At 65.9% G+C, this 14,201-nt stretch carries 15 protein-coding genes and 1 tRNA gene; 13 read left to right on the top strand and 3 right to left on the bottom strand.

Annotated features, from left to right (window positions below; translation table 11 throughout):
- Window positions 1-11 precede the first annotated feature (11 nt).
- From HLH27_RS08050 to HLH27_RS08080, 7 genes are all read left to right on the top strand, one after another.
- Window positions 12-1,238 (top strand): 2-oxo acid dehydrogenase subunit E2, encoded by a 1,227-nt coding sequence (locus HLH27_RS08050; RefSeq protein ID WP_338029872.1) that lies wholly within the window; start codon window positions 12-14, stop codon window positions 1,236-1,238.
- A gap of 51 nt (window positions 1,239-1,289) precedes the next feature.
- The gene (locus HLH27_RS08055; protein WP_182949424.1) at window positions 1,290-2,264 is read left to right on the top strand and encodes a cyclase family protein; all 975 of its coding nucleotides are present in this window, start codon (window positions 1,290-1,292) and stop codon (window positions 2,262-2,264) included.
- 29 nt (window positions 2,265-2,293) lie between these two features.
- Window positions 2,294-3,058, top strand: a complete 765-nt coding sequence (locus tag HLH27_RS08060) for an SDR family NAD(P)-dependent oxidoreductase (RefSeq protein WP_182949426.1) — start codon at window positions 2,294-2,296, stop codon at window positions 3,056-3,058.
- 6 nt (window positions 3,059-3,064) lie between these two features.
- Window positions 3,065-3,985: a GntR family transcriptional regulator gene (locus HLH27_RS08065; protein ID WP_246375642.1), complete on the top strand. Its 921-nt coding sequence runs from the start codon at window positions 3,065-3,067 to the stop codon at window positions 3,983-3,985.
- Window positions 3,986-4,033: 48 nt separating this feature from the next.
- Entirely contained in the window at window positions 4,034-4,558 is a 525-nt protein-coding gene (locus HLH27_RS08070) for a VOC family protein (protein WP_182949428.1), read from the top strand.
- A gap of 188 nt (window positions 4,559-4,746) precedes the next feature.
- Window positions 4,747-6,354, top strand: a complete 1,608-nt coding sequence (locus HLH27_RS08075; protein ID WP_246375643.1) for a carbohydrate porin — start codon at window positions 4,747-4,749, stop codon at window positions 6,352-6,354.
- A 231-nt stretch (window positions 6,355-6,585) separates the two neighbouring features.
- Window positions 6,586-7,095: a hypothetical protein gene (locus HLH27_RS08080; RefSeq protein WP_182949430.1), complete on the top strand. Its 510-nt coding sequence runs from the start codon at window positions 6,586-6,588 to the stop codon at window positions 7,093-7,095.
- A 151-nt stretch (window positions 7,096-7,246) separates the two neighbouring features.
- Here HLH27_RS08080 and HLH27_RS08085 read toward each other — a convergent pair.
- Window positions 7,247-7,336: transfer RNA gene (locus tag HLH27_RS08085), tRNA-Ser, on the bottom strand.
- Window positions 7,337-7,616: 280 nt separating this feature from the next.
- On the opposite strand from HLH27_RS08085, the gene rplU reads away from it, so the two are divergent.
- The 4 genes from rplU (at window position 7,617) to proB (ending at window position 10,571) form a co-directional block, all read left to right on the top strand.
- On the top strand, window positions 7,617-7,931 hold the full coding sequence (rplU, locus tag HLH27_RS08090) for a 50S ribosomal protein L21 (RefSeq protein ID WP_182949432.1): 315 nt from the start codon (window positions 7,617-7,619) through the stop codon (window positions 7,929-7,931).
- 69 nt (window positions 7,932-8,000) lie between these two features.
- Window positions 8,001-8,270 carry a 50S ribosomal protein L27 gene (rpmA, locus tag HLH27_RS08095; RefSeq protein WP_114727575.1) on the top strand — a complete coding sequence of 90 codons (270 nt, stop codon included), beginning with the start codon at window positions 8,001-8,003 and terminating at the stop codon, window positions 8,268-8,270.
- Window positions 8,271-8,391: 121 nt separating this feature from the next.
- Window positions 8,392-9,444 (top strand): GTPase ObgE, encoded by a 1,053-nt coding sequence (obgE, locus tag HLH27_RS08100; protein WP_182949434.1) that lies wholly within the window; start codon window positions 8,392-8,394, stop codon window positions 9,442-9,444.
- Window positions 9,441-10,571, top strand: coding sequence for a glutamate 5-kinase (proB, locus tag HLH27_RS08105; protein ID WP_338029868.1), 1,131 nt, complete (start codon window positions 9,441-9,443; stop codon window positions 10,569-10,571). The genes obgE and proB overlap by 4 nt, the downstream gene beginning before the upstream one ends.
- A gap of 50 nt (window positions 10,572-10,621) precedes the next feature.
- Here the strand turns inward: proB and HLH27_RS08110 are convergent, their stop codons facing one another.
- On the bottom strand, window positions 10,622-11,332 hold the full coding sequence (locus tag HLH27_RS08110) for a hypothetical protein (protein WP_182949437.1): 711 nt from the start codon (window positions 11,330-11,332) through the stop codon (window positions 10,622-10,624).
- A gap of 292 nt (window positions 11,333-11,624) precedes the next feature.
- The gene (locus HLH27_RS08115) at window positions 11,625-11,900 is read right to left on the bottom strand and encodes a DUF2312 domain-containing protein (RefSeq protein ID WP_114727655.1); all 276 of its coding nucleotides are present in this window, start codon (window positions 11,898-11,900) and stop codon (window positions 11,625-11,627) included.
- Between the two features lie 256 nt (window positions 11,901-12,156).
- Between HLH27_RS08115 and zwf the strand changes: the two genes are divergently transcribed.
- Together zwf and HLH27_RS08125 are read left to right on the top strand one after the other, a co-directional pair.
- Window positions 12,157-13,638, top strand: a complete 1,482-nt coding sequence (gene zwf, locus HLH27_RS08120; RefSeq protein WP_182949439.1) for a glucose-6-phosphate dehydrogenase — start codon at window positions 12,157-12,159, stop codon at window positions 13,636-13,638.
- Between the two features lie 14 nt (window positions 13,639-13,652).
- On the top strand, window positions 13,653-14,096 hold the full coding sequence (locus HLH27_RS08125) for a hypothetical protein (protein WP_182949440.1): 444 nt from the start codon (window positions 13,653-13,655) through the stop codon (window positions 14,094-14,096).
- Window positions 14,097-14,201: the final 105 nt, after the last annotated feature.

The raw sequence follows: 14,201 nt of genomic DNA on the forward strand, positions 1-14,201 counted from the left end.
TCAATATCTGCATGCCCGGTCCGTCTTCGTCTCCCGCCCTGGCGACACTGGCTCGCTGGCTCAGGTCGGAAGGCGATCGGGTCATGGCCGGCGACGTCCTGGCCGAAATCGAGGCCGACAAGGCGACGATGGAGGTCGAAGCGCCCGCCGACGGAATCCTGGGGCGCATCCTCGTCCCCGAAGGCACACCGGATGTCGAGGCCGACCGGATTATCGGCATCGTCGTCAGGCCGGGCGAAGATCTTCCCGATATGGCCGGCACCGACAGCACGGCCACGGACGACAGCATCGGACAGGACGCCGCCGAAGCCCCGCCTCCGGAAAGACAGGCCACGCCATCCCCGCCCTCCACCCCGGCAATGGCGCGTCACCACCGGCTTTTCGCATCGCCTGTCGCGCGCCGGCTGGCGCGGGCACGCGGGCTCGACCTGTCACAGGTCACGGGCAGCGGCCCAGGCGGACGCATTCTCCGGCGCGACGTGGAAAGCGCGCTTCCTCCCGCCGCGCAGCCGGCACCCACGGAGCACAGGGACGAGAGCGAGGTCCGCAGCGTTCCGATATCCACGATGCGGCGCACGATCGCCCAGCGCCTGATGGCGGCAAAGCAGACAGTCCCGCATTTCTATGTCTCCGTGGACATCGACGCCGATGCGCTGCTGGCCCTGCGGCAGGAGATCAACGGCATCGGCGCGGAAGAAGAATCACCCGACGCCTGTCGTCTTTCGGTCAACGACATGCTGATCCGCGCGGCGGCGCTGGCATCGAAAGCCCTGCCGGCCGTCAATACCTGCTGGAACGAAGACGCCATCCTTTTCTACCGGCAGATCGATATCGCCATCGCGGTTTCGGTACCCGATGGATTGCTGACACCGGTCCTGCGCGATGCAGGCGGCAAGTCCCTCGCCACGATCGGCCGTGAAAGCCGGGCGCTGATCGCCCGCGCCCGCACAGGCAAGCTGCGCCCCGAGGACATGCAGGGCGGCTGCTTCACGCTCTCCAACGCCGGCATGTTCGGCGTGGATTCCATGACCGCCATCATCAATCCCCCCCATGCCGCAATCCTGGCCGTGGGGGCGATCGCACGCCGCCCCGTCATTCGGCAGGACCAAATCGCCATCGCCTCGGTCATGACCTGCACCCTTTCCGCCGATCATCGCGTTATCGATGGCGCACTGGCGGCACAATGGCTCGATACGTTCAGGAAATTGATCGAGCAGCCTGTCAGGCTGATGATCTGAACGACGCTTTCCACAAACGGTCCGTATCAAAAAGAGACTGGGAAACCCATCATGTCCAGGAACAAATTGCACTGCTACATGCCCGATCTCGGGCGCCTGCTCGAACAGCTCCCCAAGAACTGGGGCCGCTGGGGCGAGAACGACGAAGTCGGCTCGCTGAACTTCCTGACGGCGGAAGAGGTCCTGCGCGGCGTCGCCTCCGTGCGACAGGGCCGGCCCTTCACGCTCGGCGTCCGCATCGCCGCCCCCGAGGGCGATCCGATCTGGCCCGGCCGCGCGACGGCGCAGCGCGTCAATGTCATGGATCGCGGCCATTTCATGTGCGGCAAGGCCGAGCCCCTGTCGGGCGGCGGCGAATGGGCCGACGACATGGTCGTGATGTATCTGCAAGGTTCCAGCCAGTACGACGCGCTCGGCCATGTCTGGTACGACGACCAGCTCTATAACGGCTACCCGGCGACGACCACCGTCGGCGCCATGACGAAAGCCAGCGTTCTTCCGATCGCCGAGCGCGGCGTGGTCGGGCGCGGCGTCCTGATCGATATGGCCCGCTTTCGCGGCAAGGAATGCCTGGATCGCGGCGAGACCTTCACTCACGAGGATCTGGAGGCGGCGGCCGCAAAACAGGGCGTCAGCATCGCGAAGCACGACATTCTTCTGGTCCGCACCGGCTGGATCGGAAAATTCTATCGCACGCCCAAAGAGGAATTCTACAAGGATTTCCTGGAACCCGGCCTGACCTACAGTCCGGAACTCGTGCGCTGGTTCCACGAGCGGGAAATCCCCAATCTCGTAACCGACACGATAGCCAACGAAGTCACGGTCGATCCGCAAAGCGGCGTGACCCTGCCGCTGCATTGCGCCCTGATGCGCAATCTGGGCGTGACCTTTACCGAAATCATTGCCCTGGATGCGCTGGCGGCAGACTGCGCCGCCGATGGACAATGGACATTCCTCTACGTCGCGGCGCCGCTCAAAGTGGTCGGCGGCTCCGGCGCGCCGGTCAATCCGGTCGTGATAAAATAAAGACAGGTTCCTGAAAAAGGACATCCACGATGAAGATACTTTCCGGACGCAAGGCCCTGGTGACCGGGGCCGGATCGGGCATCGGGCGGGAATGCGCGCTGGCGCTCGCCGGCGCGGGGGCCCTGGTGCTGGTCAACGATGTCTCCGAATCCGCCGCCCACGCCACCTGCACCGCCATTGCCGGAGCCGGCGGCACGGCACATGCCCATGTCGCCTCCGTCGCGGACCCCGATGCGGTCCACCGCCTGTTCGAGCAGTTCGATGCCGAAGGCAACGCGCCGGATATTCTGGTCAACAATGCCGGCGTCAGCGGAAACGGACCGACGCTCGACCTGGCCGATGCCAACTGGATGCGTGTCGTCGGCATCAATCTCAATGGCCCCTTTTATTGCAGCCGCGCGGCCGGGCTGCGCATGCGCGCCGCGGGCGGCGGCACGATCGTCAATATCGGCTCGATCTATTCCGTCGTGGCGGCCCCGCAGCGCCTCTCCTATTGCACGACAAAGGCCGCGATCGGGATGATGACGAAATGCCTGGCACTCGAATGGGCGGAATTCGGCATCCGCGTCAACTGCGTGGCCCCCGGCTATGTCGACAGCGCCCTGACCCGCGAACTGGCGGCAACGGGCCGCCTCGATCTCGCGGCGGTGGAACGGCGCATCCCGCAGCACCGTCTGGGGCAGGCAAGCGAAATCGCCGATGCGGTGCTGTATCTTTGCGAACCGCGCAGCGCGCACATTACCGGCCATATCCTGACCGTGGATGGAGGCTGGACGGCCAACGGATATCTCTGATCGTCCTTGGGGGGAAGGGTAACGGACATCGCCCATTGCGCGAATAGCGGACTTCGGCGTCGTCGGGCACGGCCCTCGCCCGCCCTTCCCACCAAGCCGACAGGCGCTTGCGCCGCGATTGCTATTTTACCGGAATCCATTACACGGGTTGCAGAGCCGCCGGCATTCGGGAAAGCAGCATCGTTTCCGGTCCCGCTGGATGAAGAGCCCGTGAAGTCCCGAACCGGCTGGAAACATTTCTCCATCGGATCGCTTATGATCGACGACGATACGCTTCACCAGCCCTTGGCCGCGACAGCCCGCCGGATCGCGGATGCGCTCCGCTACGATATTCTGGCGGGCACGCTGGCACCGGGAACGCGCGTCAGGCAGGAGGATCTATCGGCGCATTTCGGGGCCAGCCGGATTCCGGTGCGCGAAGCCCTGAAGGCACTGCAAAGCGAGGGCCTTCTCAGGCTCAAGGCCAATACCGGCGCATGGGTTGCCAGTATGAGCCGGGTGGAATGTCTGGAGATCTATAAAATCCGCGAGCGGATCGAGCCGCTGGCATTAAGTGAAAGCATTCGCCTGATGCCGGAAAGCGCCCTGGATATTCTGGAAGATCTCGCCCAGCGGGTAGAGCAGGCGAAATCCATCGAGAGTTTCATCCTTCTGGACCGCGAATTTCACCTGCGGAGCTACGAGCATTCGTCCCTGCCCGAACTGAATGCGATGATCGTGCGGTACTGGAATACGACACAGCAATACAGGCGCGCCTACATGCACAAGGTCGGTTTCAACCGTCGCCCGATCGTCGATTCCGAACACAGGCTTCTCGTCGATGCCATCCGCAGACGCGACGATTACAGCGCGGAGCGGCTACTTCAGGTTCATATCCGCAGAACCCGCCTGGAATTCGAGAAGAATGAGATATCCATGATCGACTGACCGATTTTCTCCGAGCCTGTCGATAACCAAAGATGGGGACTGACAACCATGACAGGATTGCCTGGACTGCGCGGCGTGGAGCATATCGGGTTCACCGTTCCGGACCTCGATGAGGCCACGCGGTTTTTCGTCGATATCATCGGTTGCGAACATGTCTATTCCCTGGGGCCGTTCCAGTCCGACGACGATTGGCTCCCGGTGCATCTTCATGTACCCGCTGGTACCGTGATGCGCGAACTCCGGTTCTTTCGATGCAGGAACGGGCCGAATTTCGAGATTTTCGAATATGAGGCACCAGGACAGCATCGATCGCCGCCTTTGAACAGCGATGTCGGCGGCCATCACCTGGCTTTCTACGTCGATGATTTCGACGCGGCCCTTGCCTATCTGCGCCGCCACGGCGTCCGCCTCATGGGAACGCCGACCTGTCGGACGTCAGGCCCCAGTGGCGGACAGACATGGATCTACTTTCTGACCCCATGGGGGATGCAGCTGGAACTCGTGAGTTTTCCGCAGGGAAAGCTGTACGAGAAAACGTCGGACACCATACTGTGGCAACCAGCGACAAGTTGATCTCCCCACCCTGCCCGGAGGATTTATATTTCGCTTCTGGTCCGTTATCTTCCACACAAGAATAAATCCACAACCTGAAAAAAATAATAACAAGGAGTGGTGGGTTGCTTATCTCCCGCGCGGCGGCGTCCCCGGATGTCGCGATATCCGATTCGAAAAACTTCCGTGCTCCCCGGCACTCTGTCCGCATGGCCCGTTCGCTCGGGGTCCTGTACCTCGCCGGCTGGCTCCTGTGCCACGCCATGCCCGCAATGGCCCAGGATGCCGCGCTTCCGCAGGCGGCCACCGCGTCCAGCCCGTCGAACCCGGTTCCGGCCAAACCCGCGCCGGCTCCCGTTCCCGGAACCGCAAAAGATTCCGATTCCCCTTCATGGTTGCGCAGGATCGTCGGCAGCGGCAACACCCAGTCGGGTCCGCCCGTCGTCTCGAACCCGACGCCGTTCGCGGAAACGCAGCCGACGATACCGCTCTATGAAGCCATTCCCGGATTTTTGCAGGCATCCTACGGGCCACCTTCGTTCGGGCCGCCATACGGCACCACGCATATGTTCGGTGATTGGGGCGGCGTTCAGCCGTGGTTGCAGAAGCGGGGCCTCTATTTTGCGCTCGACGCGTACGAGGATATCGCCGGCAACGTCGCGGGCGGCAAAAGACGCGCCTACAGCGATGCCGGCCAGCTTGGCTCGACGCTGGATGTCGAATGGCAGAGGCTTCTCAACGCGGGCTCATGGGCAGACGATTTCTGGACGCATCTGCTCGTGGTCAACGGGCACGGCACCAATCTGAGCCGCCTGTTTGGCGACAACAGCAACCAGGTACAGCAGATTTACGGCAGCCGCGGAAACGTGGTGGCACACCTGGTCTGGGCCTATTTCGAAAAAGCCTGGCTACAGCGCAAGATCGACCTCGCCGTTGGCTGGGTTCCCTCCGGCACGTTCTTCCAGAATTCGCCCTGGGTCTGCAACTATATGAATGTCTGGCTCTGCGGCGGCGAATCTCCGACCAAATTCATGGCCGGCAGCCGTGGCTGGCCGTCGGGCAATATCGGCGCCACCCTTCGCATCATGCCGATCCGGCAGTTCTACCTCATGGGTGGCCTCTTTGCCGTCTCGCCGCACGCCTATAACGGCGGCATCTCCGGCTGGGCCTGGGGGCAGGACAATCTTGGCAAACTCTCCAGCCAATTCGAAGCCGGCTGGATTCCCGACTTCGGTCCCGACCACCTGATCGGGCATTACAAGGTCGGCGTCATGTACGACAATTCGCGCTACAGCGACCTCTACGAGGATATCCACGGCAACCCCTGGGTGCTCACCGGCCTGCCCCCACGGAAGCGGAGCGGGCAGACATCCGTCTGGGCGCTCGCGGACCAGATGCTGGTCCGCCATGGCCCCGGCGAACTGAACGGCGTGATCCTCGGCGGCTATTTCGGCTGGGGGTCGGGCCAGACCTCACAGATCAGCCACAGCTTCGCAGCCGTTCTCATGGATACCGGCGCCTGGTGGAACCGCCCGCTGGACAGCGTCGGCATCGCATTTATTTGGTCGAAATTCAGCCGATCCGCCACCCTGTCGCAGGAGGCCGCCGCCGCCAACGACCTTGCCCTCCCCGGCGGCAATTACGGGCTTCCCTATGGCATCCAGGGCCACGAATCCGTCTACGAAGCCTATTACGGCTTCCATATCATGAGCGGATTCACGATCAAGCCGGACTTCCAGTACATAAACCATGTCGGCGGAACGACCGTCTTCAAGGATGCGGTCGTCCTGAGCACTGCCGTGAACATGGCCTTCTAGCCGCCGGCGGCGGCCTGACGGTGGTATGCGGCGCTTCGCGGCGGGCGGCCCTCAAGGCCGCCCCGCTCCCGCGGACATCGAACCAGGCGCCGGCATGCGACGGCGTCACGCACCCGTCGATCGGGCACTTGATCCCGTTAAGGGCAGATGCGCGTTCCCCCGGCTACCTCTCGCGGACATCCTTCATTAGCTCTCGCCGATACGAAGAGATGATGAGAGGACCCGACCCGGATGACGACATGGGGTGATTTTCAGGCCATCACGCAATTATCCGCGGGGCTCAACGTTGCCATCCTGAGCTTTGTGGACATCAGCCTGCCCGCGATCAAGGAACGGCGCCGGGTCTTTGCCAAGGCCCGCGAGGAATTGGAAATCCACAGGAAGAACCCCCACAAGCGCACCGAGACCGAAAAGAGCGAACATGCCGAAGCCGTCGGCGCAATCGATCGGCAGCTATTCGATCTGTGGCGCGAAACAGGCGCATTCGAGAATGTCGAGGACTCCCTCATGCGTTCGACAGGGGTCTTCGGCTTCTTCGGCGCCATATTGAGCCTCGGTCTCCTGTGGTATTCAGCCACCCATTATGACGACGTGCTTTCGCTGTCCGGAGAGGTCCTGACAAGCATTTCCTTCATTTCCCTGGCCGGCGCGTTGTGCGTCAATCTGTTCACCGCCTCCAAGGCCTCGCGTTACGCCAAACGGTGCAACGAATTACGCGAACGCATGCGGCGGGAGCTTTGACCGCAATGCCCGGGGACGGACGCGTCACGCAGGCGCGGCGTCACGCCGCGATGCGGGGAACAATGTCGGCGATTGTCGCAGATTGTCGCAAAAACCGAGACGGCGAAGAACCGGACAAGGCCGGAACTTCTGTCTCAAGTCTTTGAAATCATGGCGGAGAGGGTGGGATTCGAACCCACGGTACGCTTGCACGCACAACGGTTTTCGAGACCGCCCCGATCGACCGCTCCGGCACCTCTCCGTCTTCGCTAGCGGCGATGGATCGGGCTTATAGGGTGGTGCGGCAGGGCGTGCAAGAGACCTCGATGCGTTTTTTCCGACATAATATTCCCCCCGCCCCTCCGCCGGCATCAATCGGCGGTTGACGGCGCGCCGCACCCGGCAGTAAAAGCCGCACCTCGCCCCCGCGCTGACGAGGGGTAGCCGTGCCCGCACGGCCAATAAAAAAAAGCGACTGGGTCGCGTCGCCTGTCCCACCACGGGGCCGCACGCGCCAAGAGATCGGAAAGACAGGTTAGAACATGTTTGCAGTCATTCGTACCGGCGGAAAGCAGTACCGCGTTTCCCCCGACACCGTGCTGAAGGTCGAGAAGCTCGAAGCCGAGGCCGGCGCCACCATCACCTTCACCGACGTCCTCGCCGTCGGCGGCGAGAGCGGCACGACGATCGGCGCCCCGCTGGTCCCCGGCGCCACCGTGACCGCCACGGTCATCGCGCAGGATCGTCTGGACACGGTCATCATCTTCAAGAAGCGCCGCCGGCAGAACAGCCGCCGCAAGAACGGCCATCGCCAGCCCGTCACCGTGCTGCGCATCGCCGCGATCAACGCCGCCTGAACCCGCCAGGGGGCATGAAGGCGTCCCCGGCAGGCTTATCAGGTCAGTTCAGAGTCAGGAGTTCAGGCAATGGCACAAAAAAAGGCAGGCGGTTCATCCCGCAACGGGCGCGATAGCGCCGGACGTCGTCTCGGCGTCAAGAAGTTCGGCGGCGAGAGCGTGATCGCCGGCAACATCATCCTCCGTCAGCGCGGCACCAAGATGAAGCCGGGCACCAATGTCGGCCTGGGCCGCGACCACACGATCTTCGCGCTGGTCGATGGCCACGTGAAGTTCGAGCGCCGCGCCGAAGGCCGCGTGCACGTGTCGGTCGAGGCGCTGCCGATCGCGGCCGAGTAAGCTCCCCGCTTCTCGGGACCGTTTTCGACCCGCGAAGGGCCGGTCCTCGGGACCGGCCCTTTTTGCGTCATGGCGGGGTATGATCCCCACCGCGACCACCTGCTGCCACCGGACCAGTACGATGAAATTCCTCGACCAAGCCAAGATCTACGTGAAGTCCGGCGACGGCGGCGACGGCGTCGTGGCCTTCCGGCGCGAGAAATACATCGAATTCGGCGGTCCGGACGGCGGCAAGGGCGGGCGGGGCGGCGACATCGTGTTCGTCGCCGCCAGCAACCTGAACACGCTGATCGATTTCCGCTACACCCAGCATTTCCGCGCCCGCAAGGGCGGCAACGGCGCCGGCTCGGACCGCACGGGTGCCGCGGCCTCCCCGGTCGTGATCCAGGTGCCCATCGGCACCCAGATCTTCGACGAAGACCGCGAGACGATGCTGGCCGACCTCGACGAGCCCGGCAAGCGCATCGTGCTGTGCCATGGCGGCGACGGCGGGCACGGCAACGCGCATTACAAGACCAGCACCAACCGCGCCCCCCGCCGCGCCGACAAGGGCTGGCCGGGCGAGGAGCGCTGGATCTGGCTGCGGCTGAAGCTGATCGCCGATGTCGGGCTGGTCGGCCTGCCGAACGCGGGCAAATCCACCTTCCTGTCCGTCGTCTCGGCCGCGCGGCCCAAGATCGCGGACTACCCCTTCACCACCCTGCACCCGCAGCTCGGCGTCGTGCGCCTGTCGGTGTCCGAGGAATTCGTCATCGCCGACATCCCCGGCCTGATCGCCGGCGCGCATGAGGGCGCGGGCCTGGGCGACCGTTTCCTGGGCCATGTCGAACGCTGCGCGGTGCTGCTGCACCTGATCGATGGCGCGGCCGGCGACGTCGTCAAGGCCTGGCGCACCATCCGTCACGAGCTGGAAGCCTACGATCCCGGGCTGGCCGCCAAGCCCGAGATCATCGCCCTCAACAAGATCGACGCCATGACCCCGCAGCAGATTTCCAGCCGCCGCCGCGCACTGGAAAAGGCCAGCGGCGCCAGGGTCGTCACCCTGTCCGGCGTCACCCGCCAGGGGCTGGACGACGTGCTGCGGCTGCTACAGGACGAGGTCACGGCCATTCGCGAAGCCGAACGCAACGAGGCCCCGCCGCCCGCCGCCCCATGGCCCGAGCCCACGCCGTGACCCAGGCCGACCTGCCCGGCCTGGCCACCGCCCGCCGCGTGGTCGTCAAGATCGGCAGCGCGCTGGTGGTGGATTCGCACAACGCCACCCCGCGCGCCGACTGGCTGGACAGCGTGGCGCAGGACGTCGCCGCATTGCGGCAGGCGGGTATCGAGGTCATCCTCGTCTCCTCCGGCGCCATCGCGCTGGCGCGGCATAGCCTGGGCCTGACCCGCCGCACCCTGCGGCTGGAGGAAAAACAGGCCGCCGCCTCGGTCGGGCAGATCCGCCTGGCTCAGGCCTGGACCGACGCGCTGTCGGCGCACGGGCTGGTCGCGGCGCAATTGCTGCTGACCCCGGGCGATACCGAGGATCGCCGCCGCTACCTGAACGCCCGCGCCACGCTCGATACGCTGCTGGGGCTGGGCTGCGTCCCCGTGATCAACGAAAACGACGCCATCGCCACCACCGAGATCCGCTTCGGCGACAATGACCGCCTGGCGGCCCGGGTGGCGGAAATGACGGGCGCCGACCAGCTCGTGCTGCTGTCGGACATTGACGGGCTGTACACCGCCGACCCAAGGATCGACCCCGCCGCCCGCCACCTGCCCGTCATCGCCGCCCTGACGGCCGATATCGAGGCCATGGGCGGCGCCCCGCCGCCGGGCTATTCCTCCGGCGGCATGCGTACCAAGCTGATGGCGGCGCGCATCGCCACCCAGGCCGGCTGCGCGATGGCGATCACCCTGGGCAAGGACCCGCACCCGCTGGCGCGCCTGCGCGACGGGGCCCGCTGTTCATGGTTCCTGCCGCTGCCCGAGGGGCGGTCGGCCCGCAAGCGCTGGATCGCCGGCGGCCTGGCCCCGGCCGGCCAGATGGCGATCGACGACGGCGCCAAGCGCGCGCTGGCGGCGGGTTCGTCCCTGCTGCCCGCCGGCGTGCGCACGGTCCAGGGCAGTTTCGAACGCGGCGACCTGGTGCTGGTCACGGACATGGACGGCAATGAAATCGCACGCGGCCTCTCGGCCTACGGCGCCGCCGACGCCCGCCAGATCGCCGGCCACCGGTCCGACGATATCGAAGCCCTGCTCGGCTGGCGCGGCCGCGACGAAATGATCCACCGCGACGACCTGGTTCTTACCGCCTGAACGGGCAGGCGCGCTGGTGGCAATCCGGCACGCGTCTCCGCGCCACGCGCTCAGGTGCGCGGCGGCCAGCGCAGGGTGGGTTCCGACCGGGGCCGGTCGTCCCATTCATCATCCCGCCTCGCCCGCATCTCGCGCTCTTCGGGCGGGCGATAGGCGGGTCGCGGCGGCTCGTCCGCCATGCCGGGCGGGGCGGGCGCGACCGGGGGCGGCATGGAGGGCGGACGCGCCGCTTCGGGCGGCACGAAGACCGGATCGCGCGGTGCCGTGGCCGGCCGGTCATGCCAGGGCATGGGCCGGCTGGCATCATGCGCGGCAGGCGCGGCGGCACGCGGGGCATAGGCCGGGGGCTCGACCGGCGGGGCGGCGCGCACGCTGGCCGGGGCGGAGGGCGGCGGATCAAACCGGGTGGGACGGGCCGAGACGGGGCGTTCGGGCCGCGCCACATAGGCATCGCTGGTCGCCACGGGCCCGGGCGGGCGCGCGGGCGGCGGTGCGGGGGCCACAGGCTCGACCACAGGGGCCGCGGCGGGCGCGGGGCGCGGGGCCGGCGCCGAAACCGGCACCCGGTCCTCGGGCTGAACGGCCAGCACGCGCAATTCCGCCTGCAGATCCTCGATCTGCAACGCCAGCGCATCCAGCCGCCCCTTCACGCCGAAAACCGCGAACGGCACCAGCATCCAGAGGAAGAGAAACAGCATCCCCAGGATCAGCAGGGCAAGCTGCAGCCACCAGGGCATCCAATCGGAAAACGGAAACGGCATCTGCGCACGACCACGGAAAGAACGACCCTCGCCGCGCATGTGACCAGATCAGCCACCACCCGCGCAAGGATCGCGTGAACGCCTACAACCCAGAACGACCCTACCCCCGGACCCGGGCCCGCGGAGTGTAAAATCTGCCTTGAAAGCCGGCCTGCCGAGCAAGAGCGCCGCACAGCGGCGCGCCCGGCGTGTATTTTCGAGCCTCGGCGCGGAGCGGCCTGGATGGCCGTGAGCACCGGAGCACAGGAAACGCGCGTCGGATCGCCGGCAGGGCGGCCTCCACGGCAGCTTTCTACATGCCGAGGGCGCGGCGGTAGATGTCGAGCAGCGTCTCCTGCTCTTCCACCTCGGCCGGCTCCTGCTTGCGCAGGCGGATGATCTGGCGGATCACCTTCACGTCGAACCCGGCGGATTTCGCCTCGGTGAAGATGTCCTTGATGTCGCCGGCCAAGGCCTTGCGCTCTTCTTCCAGGCGCTCGACGCGCTCGATAATGCTGCGCAGCCGGTCCGCCGCGATCCCGCCGACCGCCGCCGCCTTGTCGTCATCACCGAAATTTTCCGCGTCCATGGAACGGCCTGCCTCCAGCATGGGAATGGAATCTCGCCCTTCCGATCCGCCCCAAATCAGGGATCGGGCCGCAACCGGTCAGGGAACGGGGGGCTTATCGTGACGTTGGCGGCCGGTCAATGGCAACTTGACAGGTCGCGGGCCCTCGGCCCAAACCCGTCGCAGGCAGGTCGTCCCCCATACCAACGGTGCCGGTCCCCCAGGGGCCATGCGCGCCCCCCTAACGCTCCGATCCGATGCAAGGAGGCCGTCTTCGATGCCCCAACTCCCTCCCGTTGATGTTTTCGACTATATCGTCTTCGGTGCCACCGGCGACCTGACGATGCGCAAGCTGCTGCCGGCACTGTATTATCGCTATCGCGACGGGCAGATCCCCGACCAGTCCCGCATCATCGGCACCGCGCGCTCGCCCCTGTCGCGCGCCGACTATCAGGGCCGCGCCGAAAAGGCCCTGACCGAGTTCGTCAAGCCGGCGGATTTCGACCAGGCCACCGCGCGCCGCTTCCTGGACCTGCTGCATTATGTCAGCCTCAACGGCGCCGAAGCCGACAGCACCTGGCCCGCGCTGAAAAGCCTGCTGGCCGAGGTGCCGGAAGACCGCATCCGCGTCTACTACCTGGCGACGGCCCCCGGCCTGTACGGCCAGATCTGCGAGAATCTCAGCAGCCACGGGCTGGTCACGGACCAGTCGCGCGTGGTGCTGGAAAAGCCGATCGGCACCGACCTGGAAAGCGCCGACGCGATCAACGACCATGTCGGCCGCCATTTCCCCGAAAACCACATCTTCCGCATCGACCACTACCTGGGCAAGGAAACGGTCCAGAACCTGATCGCCCTGCGCTTCGCCAACCCGGTGTTCGAGCGCCTGTGGTCCAGCGACGCGATCGACTACGTCCAGATCACGGCGGCCGAGACGGTGGGCGTGGAAAGCCGGGGCCCGTACTACGACAAGTCCGGCGCGCTGCGCGACATGATCCAGAACCACCTGCTGCAGGTACTGTGCCTGGTGGCGATGGACCCGCCCGGCTCGCTGGAGGCCGACAGCCTGCGCAACGAGAAGCTGAAGGTGCTGCGCGCCCTGCGCCCGATCGAACCCGACGACGTGGGGGCCTTCACGGTGCGCGGCCAGTATGCGCGCGGCCGCGACGGCAACGGCCACACCCTGCCCAGCTATCTGGAAGATCTGGGCGAGGACGCGACCAGCAACACCGAGACCTACGTCGCCATCCGGGCCGAGATCCATTCCTGGCGCTGGGGCAACGTGCCGTTCTATCTGCGCTCGGGCAAGCGCCTGGCCGAGAAATGCAGCGAGATCGTCATCCAGTTCAAGGCGGCGCCGTGGTCGATCTTCCCCGGCAAGCCGCGCGCCAACCGGCTGCTGATCCGCATCCAGCCCGACGAGGGCGTGACCCTGTCGGTCTCGACCAAGGACCCGACGCCGACCGACAGCCTGGCCCTGCGCCAGGCCGACATCAACATCGCCTTCGAAAAGGCCTTCGGCACCCGCTATCCCGATGCCTACGAGCGCCTGCTGCTCGACGTGGTGCGCGGCGACCCGATCCTGTTCATCCGGCGCGATGAAGTCGAGGCGGCATGGCGCTGGATCGACCCGATCCTGCGCGGCTGGGCCGAGGACAAGGCCCCCCTCTCCCCCTATCCCGCCGGAAGCTGGGGCCCCGAGGCCGCCCGTGCCCTGCTGGCCCAGGACGGCCACGCGTGGCACGAGGACATGACATGAGGACACCTTCCGCCATGGCGACCGGATCCTCCGCACTGCCGCCGCGCCGCCCCCGGCGGACCATGCGCCAGCGTATTATCCGCCGGGTGGTCATGGTGGTGCCGCTGGTACTGCTGGCGACGGTCGCCGCCCGCATGGGCTGGCTGGACCAGGCGGCGGACCAGATCACCTTCCGCCACGCGAACTGGTTCGACGACACCGCGCTGGTCGAGCATTTCCGTACCGTGGTGACGCATGACGGCATGACCGACACCCCCGGCCGCTGCCTGCTGTTCATCGTCAACGGCAACGATCCGCCGGATGCCGCGCGCTTCGACGTGATGGAAAAACATTCCGGCTCCTGCCCGGGCGACAGCAAGACGCTGCCCAAGCTGTTCACCCTCAAGGTCAACCGCATCGACCAGACGGTACAAACCGACTGGGGCTCGCCCGGCACCTTCCATCCCATGCCCCACTAAGCCTGCCTGGAAATGCGCGCTGGCGGCGATCCGGCGCGCGTTTCCTGTGCTCCGATGCTCACGGCCATACAGGCCGCTCCGCTACGGGGCTCGGAAACACGCGAC

Source organism: Gluconacetobacter takamatsuzukensis, assembly GCF_014174275.1.
GTDB classification, from domain to species: Bacteria; Pseudomonadota; Alphaproteobacteria; order Acetobacterales; family Acetobacteraceae; genus Gluconacetobacter; species Gluconacetobacter takamatsuzukensis.

What these genes read in the sequence shown, in the direction of transcription:
- HLH27_RS08110 (WP_182949437.1), bottom strand. Translation starts at nt 11,332, where the DNA reads ATGCCGTTTCCGTTTTCCGATTGGATGCCCTGGTGGCTGCAGCTTGCC.
- HLH27_RS08080 (WP_182949430.1), top strand. Translation starts at nt 6,586, where the DNA reads ATGACGACATGGGGTGATTTTCAGGCCATCACGCAATTATCCGCGGGG.
- HLH27_RS08115 (WP_114727655.1), bottom strand. Translation starts at nt 11,900, where the DNA reads ATGGACGCGGAAAATTTCGGTGATGACGACAAGGCGGCGGCGGTCGGC.
- HLH27_RS08060 (WP_182949426.1), top strand. Translation starts at nt 2,294, where the DNA reads ATGAAGATACTTTCCGGACGCAAGGCCCTGGTGACCGGGGCCGGATCG.
- obgE (WP_182949434.1), top strand. Translation starts at nt 8,392, where the DNA reads ATGAAATTCCTCGACCAAGCCAAGATCTACGTGAAGTCCGGCGACGGC.
- HLH27_RS08055 (WP_182949424.1), top strand. Translation starts at nt 1,290, where the DNA reads ATGTCCAGGAACAAATTGCACTGCTACATGCCCGATCTCGGGCGCCTG.
- rplU (WP_182949432.1), top strand. Translation starts at nt 7,617, where the DNA reads ATGTTTGCAGTCATTCGTACCGGCGGAAAGCAGTACCGCGTTTCCCCC.
- zwf (WP_182949439.1), top strand. Translation starts at nt 12,157, where the DNA reads ATGCCCCAACTCCCTCCCGTTGATGTTTTCGACTATATCGTCTTCGGT.
- HLH27_RS08050 (WP_338029872.1), top strand. Translation starts at nt 12, where the DNA reads ATGCCCGGTCCGTCTTCGTCTCCCGCCCTGGCGACACTGGCTCGCTGG.
- HLH27_RS08125 (WP_182949440.1), top strand. Translation starts at nt 13,653, where the DNA reads ATGGCGACCGGATCCTCCGCACTGCCGCCGCGCCGCCCCCGGCGGACC.
- rpmA (WP_114727575.1), top strand. Translation starts at nt 8,001, where the DNA reads ATGGCACAAAAAAAGGCAGGCGGTTCATCCCGCAACGGGCGCGATAGC.
- HLH27_RS08075 (WP_246375643.1), top strand. Translation starts at nt 4,747, where the DNA reads ATGGCCCGTTCGCTCGGGGTCCTGTACCTCGCCGGCTGGCTCCTGTGC.
- HLH27_RS08070 (WP_182949428.1), top strand. Translation starts at nt 4,034, where the DNA reads ATGACAGGATTGCCTGGACTGCGCGGCGTGGAGCATATCGGGTTCACC.